The organism is Chryseobacterium sp. 22532, assembly GCF_052044665.1.
GTDB classification, from domain to species: Bacteria; Bacteroidota; Bacteroidia; order Flavobacteriales; family Weeksellaceae; genus Chryseobacterium; species Chryseobacterium lathyri.
In genome coordinates, this window is the sequence record NZ_JBQENJ010000001.1 from 864,034 (window position 1) to 877,298 (window position 13,265).

The 13,265-nt window shown below is 36.5% G+C and carries 18 protein-coding genes; 14 read left to right on the forward strand and 4 right to left on the reverse strand.

What is annotated here, in order from left to right; all coding sequences use genetic code 11:
• Positions 1-88 precede the first annotated feature (88 nt).
• Genes ACTJIV_RS04095 through ACTJIV_RS04130 form a run of 8 tightly spaced genes read left to right on the forward strand, consistent with a single transcriptional unit; the run spans position 89 to position 4,804 of the window.
• Complete coding sequence (locus ACTJIV_RS04095) at positions 89-301, forward strand: hypothetical protein (protein ID WP_440625762.1); 213 nt, start codon at positions 89-91, stop codon at positions 299-301.
• 19 nt (positions 302-320) lie between these two features.
• Positions 321-1,160 carry a metallophosphoesterase gene (locus ACTJIV_RS04100; protein ID WP_336377643.1) on the forward strand — a complete coding sequence of 280 codons (840 nt, stop codon included), beginning with the start codon at positions 321-323 and terminating at the stop codon, positions 1,158-1,160.
• A gap of 12 nt (positions 1,161-1,172) precedes the next feature.
• Positions 1,173-1,472, forward strand: a complete 300-nt coding sequence (locus ACTJIV_RS04105; protein WP_440625765.1) for a hypothetical protein — start codon at positions 1,173-1,175, stop codon at positions 1,470-1,472.
• 6 nt (positions 1,473-1,478) lie between these two features.
• Positions 1,479-1,964 (forward strand): Coq4 family protein, encoded by a 486-nt coding sequence (locus ACTJIV_RS04110; RefSeq protein ID WP_111957355.1) that lies wholly within the window; start codon positions 1,479-1,481, stop codon positions 1,962-1,964.
• 9 nt (positions 1,965-1,973) lie between these two features.
• Positions 1,974-2,270: a hypothetical protein gene (locus ACTJIV_RS04115; protein ID WP_440625767.1), complete on the forward strand. Its 297-nt coding sequence runs from the start codon at positions 1,974-1,976 to the stop codon at positions 2,268-2,270.
• Between the two features lie 44 nt (positions 2,271-2,314).
• A complete protein-coding gene (locus tag ACTJIV_RS04120; protein WP_440625769.1) occupies positions 2,315-3,688 on the forward strand; it encodes a DUF4153 domain-containing protein in 1,374 nt (457 codons plus the stop codon).
• Between the two features lie 5 nt (positions 3,689-3,693).
• The gene (locus tag ACTJIV_RS04125) at positions 3,694-4,233 is read left to right on the forward strand and encodes a hypothetical protein (RefSeq protein WP_111957361.1); all 540 of its coding nucleotides are present in this window, start codon (positions 3,694-3,696) and stop codon (positions 4,231-4,233) included.
• A 58-nt stretch (positions 4,234-4,291) separates the two neighbouring features.
• Positions 4,292-4,804 (forward strand): hypothetical protein, encoded by a 513-nt coding sequence (locus ACTJIV_RS04130; protein ID WP_111957363.1) that lies wholly within the window; start codon positions 4,292-4,294, stop codon positions 4,802-4,804.
• A gap of 81 nt (positions 4,805-4,885) precedes the next feature.
• On the opposite strand, the gene ACTJIV_RS04135 is transcribed toward ACTJIV_RS04130, so the two are convergent.
• Genes ACTJIV_RS04135 through ACTJIV_RS04150 form a run of 4 tightly spaced genes read right to left on the reverse strand, consistent with a single transcriptional unit; the run spans position 4,886 to position 7,383 of the window.
• A complete protein-coding gene (locus ACTJIV_RS04135) occupies positions 4,886-5,278 on the reverse strand; it encodes an ACT domain-containing protein (RefSeq protein ID WP_111957365.1) in 393 nt (130 codons plus the stop codon).
• Positions 5,279-5,310: 32 nt separating this feature from the next.
• A complete protein-coding gene (locus ACTJIV_RS04140) occupies positions 5,311-6,438 on the reverse strand; it encodes a serine hydrolase domain-containing protein (protein ID WP_440625772.1) in 1,128 nt (375 codons plus the stop codon).
• 36 nt (positions 6,439-6,474) lie between these two features.
• The gene (gene dtd, locus ACTJIV_RS04145) at positions 6,475-6,924 is read right to left on the reverse strand and encodes a D-aminoacyl-tRNA deacylase (protein WP_440625774.1); all 450 of its coding nucleotides are present in this window, start codon (positions 6,922-6,924) and stop codon (positions 6,475-6,477) included.
• Between the two features lie 3 nt (positions 6,925-6,927).
• Entirely contained in the window at positions 6,928-7,383 is a 456-nt protein-coding gene (locus ACTJIV_RS04150; protein WP_440625776.1) for a hypothetical protein, read from the reverse strand.
• A 110-nt stretch (positions 7,384-7,493) separates the two neighbouring features.
• On the opposite strand from ACTJIV_RS04150, the gene greA reads away from it, so the two are divergent.
• The 6 genes from greA (at position 7,494) to ACTJIV_RS04180 (ending at position 13,250) form a co-directional block, all read left to right on the forward strand.
• Positions 7,494-7,964, forward strand: a complete 471-nt coding sequence (gene greA / locus ACTJIV_RS04155) for a transcription elongation factor GreA (protein ID WP_111957373.1) — start codon at positions 7,494-7,496, stop codon at positions 7,962-7,964.
• Positions 7,965-8,016: 52 nt separating this feature from the next.
• Complete coding sequence (locus tag ACTJIV_RS04160; RefSeq protein ID WP_111957375.1) at positions 8,017-8,412, forward strand: HIT family protein; 396 nt, start codon at positions 8,017-8,019, stop codon at positions 8,410-8,412.
• A gap of 59 nt (positions 8,413-8,471) precedes the next feature.
• Positions 8,472-9,659, forward strand: a complete 1,188-nt coding sequence (gene clpX / locus ACTJIV_RS04165) for an ATP-dependent Clp protease ATP-binding subunit ClpX (protein WP_111957377.1) — start codon at positions 8,472-8,474, stop codon at positions 9,657-9,659.
• A gap of 165 nt (positions 9,660-9,824) precedes the next feature.
• On the forward strand, positions 9,825-11,669 hold the full coding sequence (locus ACTJIV_RS04170; protein ID WP_157963382.1) for a T9SS type A sorting domain-containing protein: 1,845 nt from the start codon (positions 9,825-9,827) through the stop codon (positions 11,667-11,669).
• Positions 11,670-11,674: 5 nt separating this feature from the next.
• Complete coding sequence (locus ACTJIV_RS04175) at positions 11,675-11,896, forward strand: signal peptidase (RefSeq protein WP_174772331.1); 222 nt, start codon at positions 11,675-11,677, stop codon at positions 11,894-11,896.
• 61 nt (positions 11,897-11,957) lie between these two features.
• Positions 11,958-13,250 (forward strand): TlpA family protein disulfide reductase, encoded by a 1,293-nt coding sequence (locus tag ACTJIV_RS04180; RefSeq protein ID WP_440625779.1) that lies wholly within the window; start codon positions 11,958-11,960, stop codon positions 13,248-13,250.
• Positions 13,251-13,265 lie beyond the last annotated feature (15 nt).

A 13,265-nucleotide genomic window follows, 5' to 3' on the forward strand; every position in this document is an offset into this window, starting at 1 on the left:
AAATTAAAAAAATGATGACACAAAAACAAAAACAATTCTTATTTATGCTACACCAGCGGTTTTATTATGCATTCCATTATTGGGGAATATGTTCTCTGAAGAATTCAACTGGTCACCGGGAGATTTTGTAATCGGTGCTGTTTTACTTTTTGGAACGGCTTTTATCATCAATTTGATTCAGCGTATCGTTAAAAATAAAACGTATAAAATTCTTTTAGGCGGGGCCGTTCTTATACTGCTGTTGCTTGTCTGGGCAGAATTGGCAGTAGGCATTTTCGGAACTCCTTTCGCCGGAAATTAATTGTACAGAATCTAAAGCGATGACAAGAAAGCATTTTCTCAAGCGGCTTTTTCAGCTTTCAGCAGTGGGAGCGTTCCCTTTTCTGTATTCGTGGCAGGTAGAACCTTTCTGGGTAGAATTTGTTCAGAAAAATTTACCTATAAAGAATCTGCCCGAATCTTTGGAAGGAAAAATACTGATGCAGATATCAGACCTGCATGTCGGAGACCGTTTCGACTGGAATTTCCTGATCGAATCTTTTCAAAAAGCACAAAAGTTTAATCCGGATTTTGTCGTCTACACCGGAGATTTTGTGAATCATGGAACTGCAGAAGAGCAGGAAGATCTGAAAAAAGTAATGAAGAATGCTGTCTACGGAAAGCAGGCAACCTTCGGAATATTGGGAAACCATGACTACGGTAAGAATTGGGATGATATTATCTGCTCAGAAAATATCTGTCAAATTCTCAGGGATTTTGGAATCAGTATGCTTAAAAATAGCAGTGAAGAAAGCCACGAACTGAATTTTATAGGATTTGAAGATCTGTGGTCGCCTAATTTCCATCCGGAGGAAGTGATGAATGATTACGATCCCGCAAAAGCCAATATTATACTCTGCCATAATCCGGATGCCTGCGACAGAGATATATGGAACGGATATCAGGGTTGGATACTAAGTGGCCATACTCATGGAGGACAATGCAGAATTCCGGGCGTTGTCACGCCGGTACTTCCTGTTGAAAATAAAAAGTATATATCAGGGGAAATAGATCTCCAGGATGGAAGGATGCTGTACATCAACCGAGCTATTGGCCATTCTTTCCAGATAAGATTTATGGTACGTCCAGAAATTACCGTCTTTACTTTAACTCAAGCTTAAAATACGATATAGATGAAAGATCATCAAATAATAAACATCGGGAAATATATTTTCGGATTATGCTTTCTGCTAGGAAATATTTGTCTTTTCGGCTATTTAATAACAAAAAATGATGGTTTTGTAGCCTGTGGTTATATGCTCCTAACTTGGGGAACTATTGTAAACCTACTCTTTGTGATTGGATTATTGATTTATGGAATTGCCAGCCAATCTAAACTTAAAGCTTGTCTCAAAGCTATTGGTCTTCTTCTCATCAATATTCCCTTAGCATACCTTTATGCTTTAATAGGAATTAAGTTAATATTTAAATAATACATTATGAAAAAAGTACGTGTTCAATTTCTGCTTTTTGTCTATGATAAAACCCAGAAACTTTACAGAAAATATTTTAAAAAGAAAAAGAGACAATGGCAGTTCAATGAAGAGCAGCTCCTCAAATTTCAGGAAGATTCTCTCGGAAGAAAACTGGGAGAATTCTATAAAAAACATGGGTTTTCAATGATTCCCAAAATGGAAAACCATGATGTACATCACCTGATTACCGGATGCGGAACCCAATTCGAAGATGAAATCGCCATGCAGTATCTTCTCCTTGGAAACGGTAAGCTCAATGCTCATCTCCTTGCAGCCGTTGTATTGGGAACATTTATTCTTCCGGAATACATGAAACTATATATGAAAGCATACAGAAAAGGACAGAGCATGAGACCATTTTATCACTGGGATTTTGAAAGCCTGCTGTGGCAGAATTTCGACCATCTGAAGGATTATATTCAACAGAAGGAAACGCCGGTATTATTTTAAAGATCGATCATGAATAAATTGAAATTCAGTACGCTAGGCAGAAATACTTTTCTGATCTCTTTTTTATCAGGAACTTTATTACTGGTATCTTATCTGATAACGGGTGCAGATTTTCTGGTAATATCCGGATTCTATTTCGTGATCATTGCAGCAGTGGTCAATATCTTTATTCTGCTGTATGAGCTTTTAGAATTCCTGACCCATATTCCTGATAGAAAATCCTCCGGAAATTCTGTGCTGCTCCTCCTGGTCAATATTCCCGTCACCATTCTCTATATCTGCATCCTCTTTAATTTCGAATTGTAAATTTTTCAATTCTTGAATCTTTAAATTATCAAATCTTTTCCATCATGAAAACACATCATTATATATTTCTTACAGCCGCTTTGTTTGTCATTGTCTTCTATGATCAGGACATGGGACTGAATCTCGGTATTCTGGGTATCGTTTATGCATTGCTGACCTGGTATAAAGCTCCTGAAAGAAACAGGACCAGAACCTTTCTGATACTTTTCGTTACAAGTATTGTGTCAAGTTTTGCTTTTGCATGGTTCAGAGACTTTCCATCCCTGTTGGCGGTTGTAAGTTCCCTTCTGTTATTAGGCTATCGCTCAAAAAACAGAAAGCTGAAAATACTTTTCCTCATTCCTGTATTTATCATCAACAGCTTTACTGCTCTTTTCCGGTTTTTCAGCTTTGACTCATGGCTGCCGAAAAAGAATATTTCAGGTGTATGGCAGAAAACCTTAGCGTTCATCCTTATTCCTCTATTGTTTATCTCTATATTTTTCGGGATATATTCTGTGGGTAGTGACCATTTTGCGGCTGTCTTCAGAGATTACGAGCTGGATATTAATATATGGCAGGTACTGGTTCTTTCAGTTTTGGGCTTATTTATTGCTTTCAATTACTGGAACTATGCAGTAGAAAGGTTGATATACAAAAAGAATTCTCTGCTGGATGATAACTTTCCGGATAATTATAAGGTACAGAAATCAACGTATTCCTTTCTTGATCTGGATGCAGAGAGAACCAGCGGTGTCATTTCCTTTTTTTGCCTGAATATTTTACTCGTATTTTTTATTATTACTTACAATTATGAGCAGTTTTATGAAATTTCAAAAACTCCCGTTCAGCTTTCAGAAGAGACCCATGAAAGAGTGAATGCTGTGATCATGTCTATCATTATGGCCGTATTGGTGATTATGTTCTATTTTAAATCAGGCTTTAATTTTGATCCTAAAGCTAAGCTGATGAAGCTTCTGGCCAGGATCTGGATCATCCTGAATGCTATTCTTGTATTTTCTGCAGCATTGAAAAACTATGAATATATAATCAGTTATGGGTTTACTTACAAAAGACTCGGCGTGTTTGCTTTTCTCCTTTTAGCACTCATCGGGCTGGCTCTTACCTTCATTAAAATTCAGAAGAAAAAAAGAAATGCATTCCTGTTCAATACAATGATCTGGTATTTTTATGGAACAATTTTAGCATGCAGTTATGTGAACTGGGGTGGAATCATTACCTCCCAGAATATGAAGCGTAAAGATTTTGCAGTAAACTATCACTTTGAACAAATTAACTTCAGTGAAAGAGGACTGTTGAAATATGCAGAAGAAAAAAATGATCTGCAGCTTAAAAAGAAAGTATTGGAAAAAGCCAAACAAGAAAAATCCAAACCTTTCCTTTCAAAGATCCTTTACTTTGAAACATTAAAAGATTAATTATTATGAAAAAATCCTTATTGTTAATTCCATTGATTATTATTTCATGTAAAAAAGAACCTGCTGTAACAGAAACCCCGGACAGGGACTCTACTATAGTCACAGAAATGCCGGACTCTACAGAGAAAAAAGATTCTGCAGCCCTTAGAAAGAAAGATTCAATCATTAACAATGCTCCTGTCACCAAAGAAGTACTGCGTAAAGGCGTGATGAGAAGCGAAAAAGAGGGGCAGATTATAAGAACAGCAGATGCATCGCAGCTCCCTTTCACATTGGGAGAAGAATTTACAAAAGACGGTCAGGAACTGGTTTTAAAACTGACCCATTATGACAAACCTACTATTAAAGCAACAATTTCGACCAATGAAAAAGACTTTAATATAAGATTCAACCAGATTAAGCTTCCAAACGGAGATTATGACGGGCCATTCGGAAGAGAAATCACCTACGAAACCAAAGGCAAAGGCGAAGTATGGCTAATAATAGGCAAAAGTAATATGGCTTCTGGAAACACGAAAGGAGGTTTTAATGTAAGTGTTGAGTAAGATTGACCATTTTGGTATAATTTCTGCAAACTCAATATCAATACTAAAGTTTAAAATTATGAAAAATATATTTTTAATGACAGCGGCAGTTTCAGCAATAGCAGTAAGTTGTGGAACTGTACAGTCACTGGTTCAGAATACATTCCCTTATACAGCCACTGTTTTGGTTTCTACGGGAGTGCCTGCCGACAAAGAAGTGTCCTCTACGGCTACCGCCACCAATGTACAGACTTGGTTTGGAGGAAATAATAATGCGAAAATCAAAGATGTAAGAATCTCCGATGCTAAAATATCTGTAGCTTCTCCTTCAGGCGGAAACCTGAGTGCGCTTAAATCCGTAAAAGTGTATGTTTCGTCCAATGGAACAGGTGAAAAGCTTATTGCTTCACGTTCCAATATTACAACAGATTCTTCCAGCTTAAATCTGGATCTTAATGATACAGGTTATCTGGATGAGGTAGTAAAAAGCACAGGCCTTACAGTAAGAACAGTGTACGAGCTGAAAAACCAAACAAGTTCAGATATGACACTTAAAATAGCACTTAATTTCAATAGCGTTCCTGCGCAGTAATTTTTTGTGCAAAGTAAAATAAGAGGTTGTCTGAAAAGACAACCTTTTTTGTTGGCTAATTGTATTTCATATACATCAGATTTATTCTGACAATTTTGTTAGCACTTCAATGGCTTTTTCGGTGTCTTTTTTATTGATGAAAATATGATCATGGTAATAAGCGGCTACTACATTACAGCTTATGTTATTTTCAGAGAGAGCCTTTGAAAAAGCAGCCGTTAGTCCTACTGCTTCCAGAGAAGAATGTACAGTCAGTGTTATCCACGACATAATGACAGAATATTCGAGATGTAACCTGTCTGCAATCTCCTTTTTTATAATAATGGTAAATCCTTCGTCTTCTCTAAAGAACATTTCAACATTCATCAAGTCAAAATTCTCTATATTTTTCAGCGTACAAAAAACATAATCACCAGGATTCTGCTTGGGCTTCATACTTTTTAAAAGCTTTGCCAAATCTTTTTCTCCGTTCATTTTATTCAAATTAAAAGAAAAACAATGAAATTTTAATTAATATACTTCAGTTGCAGAAGCGTTCTCCGGATAGGGCCGGTAATGAATTGATTATTATTGGTGAGCCAGATAATAGAAATATTGCTTTCGGGAATCATGAGGAGATGCGACTTAAAGCCACCCTGATCACCGGCATGTTCTATGACGCTTACGTTTTCTTCTGTTTTTGTATCGGCATAGAAGCCTGTATGTACAAACCAGGTTCCGGTATGATAGGCTGGTTTTTTACCATTCCAGTCAGACGGACTGTATACTGTTTTTGAAGCTTTAATAACAGAGCAGTTAGTAAACCTGCACTCATTAATCGCAGCAATGTATTTTTTCAGGTCATCAATAGAGCTCCAGACCCCTCCGTTTCCGGCAGCAGTAAAAGTAGGGCATTCCCCATAATCATATTCCCGGTAAACTTTATCTTTCAGGATATAGCCATGAGCTACATTTTTATCAGGAAAGCTGCCATCTGTAATACGGCTAGCTTTCATACCGGCTGGCTTAAAAATATTTTGATTGATAAAATGTTGCCATTTCATCCCACTTGTTTTCTCGATCACCATAGCCAGACCATTATAAGCAGGATTTGAATAATTGAATTTTGTTCCCGGCTCAAATTCCAGTGAATCTGCAGACTGTAAAGGCCTGAAATTCTCTTCATCTTTTGCCGTAAGATAAAAAATACTATCCTTATCCACGTTTCTAAGATCAGGAAGTCCCGAAGTATGGGTGAGCAGATGCCGGAGTTTAATTTTAGAGGCCAGTTCTTTATTTTTAAAATTTGGGAAAAATTTCAGCAGATTGTCATCCGTTGAAAGCCTGTGTTTCTCCTGAAGCATCAAAATCCCATACGATACAAAAGTCTTGGAGATAGAGCCGAGATTGGAAACTGTTTTACTGGTAAACTTTTCACCTGTCTTTAGGTCTGCCAACCCAAAAGAATTTTCATACAATACCTTATTTCCCTGCTGGATCAGAATAGCACCACCTGGTTCGTCTGCTTTAAACAATTGGGAGAATGCAGAATCGAGTTTTGACTTTAAAAGTTCTTCACGGGTTTGGGCATAGCTGATAAAATTAATACTAACAGTTAAGACAAGACCTGATATTAATTTAAGATTCGGAAACATGAATTGTAAGGTTTAGTTTTATATGATTTTGTTGTTTTAGCTTTTCGTGCTAGAATCCATAACAATCGTTACAGGTCCATCATTGATCAGAGAAACCTTCATATCTGCACCGAAAATTCCACTCTCAGTTTTTAATCCTGATTTGGCCAGTTCCTCTTTGAAATAATCAAAAAGAGGAATTGCTTTATCCGGCTTGGCTGCTTTAATGAAAGAAGGACGGTTGCCTTTTTTATAATCTGCAATTAATGTAAACTGGCTGATGCACAGAATTTCTCCCGAAATATCCTTCACAGAAAGATTAAGTTTGTCATCTTCATCACCGAAAATCCTTAAATTTAAGATCTTCTGGACAAGCCACTCCGCATCCGCTTTTTCATCATTTTCATCAATCCCGGTGAGCAGCATCAATCCTTTCTTAATTTCCCCGACAACCTTTCCGTCTACCTTTACATGTGCTTCAGAAACCCTTTGTATAACAACCTTCATTTTCTAGTAATAAATATTTAAAGTTTTGGTGGACGGATCATAATTGTAAGGATATGTTTTAGGAGGAAGGGAAGTTGCAGCTCCTGATTCCGGCTGACCTGTTCTCAGGATCCAGCGGGTATTGTCTTTGGGACACAGAATACTGATATTATCTTTTACCTCAAGAGTGGTATTAGCATCAGGACAAATATGAGGAGCATTCCGGTCATATGCTTTGAAAGTTTCTCCTACACGGACCACAATCAGACCTCTTGTGCTAGACTGTTGTTCATTCACATAAATCCAGCCTCCATCATAGTTGAGGTTGTTATAAGCAGGTAAATTCAGATTTAAGGTTACATTAACTGGATTGTTCGGGAAACAGCTGACAGTATCTTCTCTACTTCCGCAAGAGTTTATAGTTAAAATACTGAAAATCAGTAAAGTTAAAATAGACAGGATTGAAAAAGTTTTTTTCATTTCAATTTAAATTTTTATATATTTGTAAAAGTTAAACGATTATAACACGTAAAACATTGTCCGGCAAATGTCGGATTATTTTTTTATACCAAACCTAAATTTTGAAAATTATGGCAAGCTATGTAACAAAGGAGGGACAAGAGAAAATGAAAGCTGAGCTGGAACAGTTAGAAACTGTGGAAAGACCAAAAATTACCCAGCAAATCGCAGAAGCAAGAGATAAAGGAGATTTATCTGAAAATGCTGAATATGATGCAGCTAAAGAGGCTCAAGGGATGCTTGAAATGAGAATTTCCAAACTTAAAGATATTATCGCAACTTCCAAGATCATAGATGAAAGTCAATTAGATACTTCAAAGGTTTCAATCCTTACTACTGTAAAACTTAAAAACAATGCAACCAATCAGGAGCAGGTGTTTACATTAGTACCGGATAATGAAAGCGACCTTAAAACTGGAAGAATTTCTGTGAATACACCTATTGCAAAAGGATTACTCGGAAAAGTAATAGGCGAAACGGCAGATATTACATTGCCAAACGGAAACAAACTGTCTTTCGAAGTATTGGAAATCACTCTATAATCTAAGCACAATATCCAGAATAATTCTAATTCTAACATTTAACTTCTAAAAAATGAGCAGTATATTCACAAAGATCATTAATGGTGAAATTCCCTCATACAAAATTGCTGAGGATGACCATTTTATAGCGCTCCTTGATGCAATGCCTTTGGTGAAAGGACACACTTTGGTGATTCCTAAAAAAGAAGTTGATCTGATCTTTGATCTGGAAAGTGAAGAATATAAAAATCTTTGGGGATTTGCCCAGCAGGTCGCTAAAAAAATTAAAAATGCTGTTCCCTGCGTAAGAGTGGGAGTAGCTGTAGTAGGGCTTGAAGTTCCCCATGCACACATCCATCTTATTCCTTTAAACAAGATGGAAGATATGAACTTCAGAAATGAAAGACTAAAATTAACAGACGAAGAATATAAAGAGATCCAAAACTCAATTATTAATTCTGAAGCATAAAATCGTAAAATCGTAAAAAAGAAATTTTTTACGATTTTCTTTAACATATATTATATAGTATGAACTCAAACCAATGTTCTTTCTGCGGCAGAAAAAGAAATGAAGTACAAATGCTTATTTCCGGGCAGAGTGGCTTTATCTGCGAGAACTGCATCGAACAGGCGCATGTTATTGTAAAAGACAGCGTTTCTAAAACAGGATCTTCTCCTGCTGCAAATATAGACGAACTTAAGAAACCGAAAGTGATCAAAGAATTCCTTAACCAATATGTGATTGGGCAGGATCAGGCCAAAAAGCAGCTTTCGATCGCGGTATATAACCATTATAAAAGACTGCTTCACGCTCAGGACGAAAACAGGGAAGTAGAGCTGGAAAAATCGAATATCATTATGATAGGTGAAACCGGTACAGGAAAAACTCTTCTGGCAAAGACCATTGCAAGAGAGCTAAACGTTCCTTTCTGTATCGTAGATGCTACTATCCTTACGGAAGCCGGATATGTAGGAGAAGATGTGGAAAGTATCCTTTCAAGACTCCTGATGGTTGCAGATTATGATGTGGAAAAGGCTGAAAGAGGAATTGTATTTATTGATGAGATCGATAAAATTGCAAGAAAATCAGACAATCCAAGTATTACAAGAGATGTTTCCGGAGAGGGTGTACAGCAGGGATTGCTGAAGCTTTTAGAAGGGAGTATTGTGAATGTTCCGCCTCAGGGAGGAAGAAAACATCCGGATCAGAAATATATCCAGGTAAATACCCAGAACATTCTGTTTATTGCAGGAGGTGCTTTTGACGGGATTAAAGAGATCATCGAAAGAAGAATGAATAAACAGGCCATAGGCTTCAGTTCAGAAAAAATCAATAAAACTGATGAAGATGAATATGTATTGACGCATATTAATGCAATCGATCTTCGTTCTTTTGGTTTAATTCCTGAACTTTTAGGTAGATTTCCGATCATTACCTACCTTGATAAGCTCACCAAAGAGACGATGATAAGGATCATGAAGGAGCCTAAGAACTCGATCATCAATCAGTTTGTAGAACTCTTCAAAATGGATGGCACGAATTTGGTATTTACGGATGGTGCTATTGAAAAGATCGTAGAAGAGACTATCGAAAAAGGATTGGGAGCCAGAGGCTTAAGAGGAACAACTGAAAAAGTACTGGAAGACTATATGTTTTCAATAGGTGAAGAGAAAGAAATTATATTAACTGAAGATAATATTTTTGTTAATAAATAAAATATTTTTTTTTCTTTAAAAAAAAATCTTACCTTTGCGGGTGAAGATTGTATTAACACACAAATAATTTATACAATGAGAAAAAGTTTATTTGCTATAGGTCTTTTAGCAATTAGTTACTCTGTTCAGGCGCAGATACTATGTCATGTTGACACTAATGCTAATATGTATGTAAGCGAAGGTACCCTAGTTTATAGCGGTGGAGGTGTACAAACAAGAGGCAATGGCCTTTTGGATGTCCATGGAAACGTTATGGTTGTAGGCGTATCTGGAGATGCTTTTAAAACAATTGACGCTGCCGGTGCAGATAAAACCGATGGCGGAAATATTATTTTAAGACTTAATACTCCCACTGCTACTGACGATGTGTCTACTTACGGACAGCTATATGTTGATGGTTTAAGCCAAGGACAGATTACTGGAATTGTAAGTAAGGAATTCAGAACCAAAAAGAATGGTACTGGAAATTATTATCAACAGGTTGGTTTGCCATTCTTTGGTAAAACTATGAGCACTTTATCCACTGAATTGGGTAAAACATTTGGCACTGTAAGAAGAAGCCAAAACGAAATTCTAAAATGGAACAATACTGCAGCTATAGCTGATCATTATCCGGACTTATCCCTTACTACCAGTAATGGTTCTGCGTACTACATGCTTGGATCTAACAATAACAACTTAGATGTAAGTAGTGCTATGCATACTATTAATGGTCGTCCTTATGCGACATTTGCTTCTGCTACAACTCTTCAGAATGCAGGAAATGTTAATTTTGGGACAAATGGTACGGCTATCAATGGATACAACGAAAGATACAATACTTATCTGCAGGATCAGTTTGAAACCACAATTACTCCTTGGACTCTTACTTATGGTAAGAATATTTACCAATTTGGAAACCCTTTCTTAACTAATCTTGATTTATCAAGAATAGGATATTTAGAAAATGGAGGAACCACAGATGGAAATAACATTTCTAATATTTGGGGAGTTAGATATGATCCTGGAACTGTAGTTGTAGGATCACAAGGAAATGCTTACAGTACAGGAGCATTGATTCAGACTTATACTAATCCAGGTGGGGTTCCTGTTGGGGATGTTGGTATGATCATCAAGCCAATGCAGACTTTCGTTCTGAAATTGAGAGATAACACTGCCCAAACATTGGATTTTAATACTCTTAGAAGATTTAACTCAACCGTTAGAGCAGCTGCTACTGATTATAGTGTTACTGCTGCTAAAAATGCTGCAAAAAGCATCGACGGTACGGTAAAACAGCTTGGAGTAATTGGTTTAGATGATTCAGGAAAAGAAGTTGCAAGAACTTATTATGTAGTTTCACCTAATTCTGTTACGGGTCACCAGACTTCTGTAGCAACTACTGTTCAGGCAACTGCAGGAAGTAACATTATCGGTACATTTGAAGAAGCTTTAAATGGAGGTTATGATACAAACTACACATCTAAATATTGGTTATACATTAATGAAGCCAATGAAAGTAACTTTAAAGGTAAGAATGTTAAACTGGTAAATTACGATACCGGTAAAGTAAAATCTTACAAATTTGAAATAAGAGAAAATGGGGAGTTGGTTCCAGCAGGAACTCACTTGCTATCTGCAGGTATCGGCTTTTACTATAAAGCATCAAACGGTACTCTACAACCTGCAACACAGGATGGTATTGCACCTAATGCTGTTGCATCTTATGACTTATATTATGGTGAGCCAAGCAATGTGGTATTAGCCGCAAAAGAAACAGTTGCTACACCTTCAAGAACAATGGTGGTATACAATCCAGAAATTACCAACTACATTGTTAGATTCGATCCAAACTGGAAAAAAGCAGATATTGAAGTTTATGATATGAGCGGTAAACTAGTTATCTCTAAAAAAGCAGTTGATACATCTACGGATTTTGTAATTGAGCTTAATGGAGCAATTAAAAATTCTTATGTTGTAAAAATTGTTTCTGATAAGGGAGAAACTGTTAACACTAAAATCTTAAAATAAATATTATGAAAACTATTAATAAACTAGTACTTGCTCTTTTCTTTTTTGGGACCCTACTGGTCAAGGCGGCTGACGAAATACCGCCAGCACCAGAAGATGGTGGTACCGGCGGGGTAGGACCCGGCGGGGTTGCATCGCCTATTGACATGTATGTTTATCTGCTGTCTATTGTTGCAGTTGTATTTATTATATACTATACAAAGAAATTGAAGAGCCAAAAAGCCTAAAATTTTATTAAAATAACATTAAACTCTCTGATTAGTCAGAGAGTTTTTTTATTTTTACTTTATGAAAAAGATTTATATATTATCTGCAGTATTATCTGCATTTTCTTTGCAGGCTCAGTTTACTGTTACCATTCAGGCTCCTGCAGAATTCAAAGATCAAGATGCCATTCTATATACATTAAACGGATCGAAAGATATAATCGTCACTAAAGAACAGAGCAAGAATAATACATGGACCTTTAAATATCCAAACCATTATATGGGAATGATGAAGGTATATTTTCCGGCTTCAAATAATGCGGTAAACTTTGTTTCGGAAAACAAAAATGTAAGCATTAAAATGGATGTTCAGAATAATAAACTCAAAGATGTTATCTATCTTGATGAAGTTAATGATCTGATGAGCAAACAGCAGGAAGGATCCCAGAAAAAAGAACTTATCCTTCCGGCATTGGCACAGATCAAAGAATATTATAAGGATAATACTGAGTTCGGAAAAGCATTAAAAAGTGAGATAGAAAGACTTGCCGGAATGAGTAACGGTATTGATGCAGCCCAGCATCCATTCATTTCTTATTATAATACCAACTATAGTAAATTTCTGTCTAGCTCCACAGATCCTGCAAAAAAAGCCAGTCAGGACGATATTGTTAACTTCCTGGATAAATCCAATGATATGCTTGAGTCTTCCTCACTTTTAAGGCCTGTTTTGGTTTCATATCTTAATTCAGGTGGTAATACGAATGTTGCAGGCTCTGTAGATACCCTATTAGACCGTTTAAAGGTTGAAACTCCAAGAGGGCAAACCGTTTTGTCAGAGCTGATTGATATTTTTGATGCCTACGATATGGAAGAGTTCAAAACCAAATATCTTACGCTTGCAAAAAACCTTAAATGCACCATCACTGACAGGCTGGCAACTACTTTAAAATCTAATGCCAATGTTGAAATGGGAGCAGCATTTCCCAATGTTAAATTCCAGTCACCGGCTAATACATCTGCAAAATCATTGTATGATGTAAAAGCTGATAAGAAAATAATTGTTTTCTGGTCATCTACATGCTCTCATTGTGAAAGCGAGCTGCCTCAGCTTCTGGCAAAATACAATGATTTAAAAGCAAAGAATATACAGGTTATTGGGCTGTCTTTAGATATGGATAAGAATTCTTACACTCAAAAGATTGCTGCATTTCCTTGGATCAATGATTCTGAATTAAGAGGATGGAACAGCAGTTATGTAGATACCTATAACGTACATGCAACTCCTACTTATTTTATTTTAGATGCTAACAATAAGATAATCAATAAGCCAGACCACGTGGGCAATGTTTTGGAATATTTTAAGCTAAAATAATTTTGGTGGTAAACA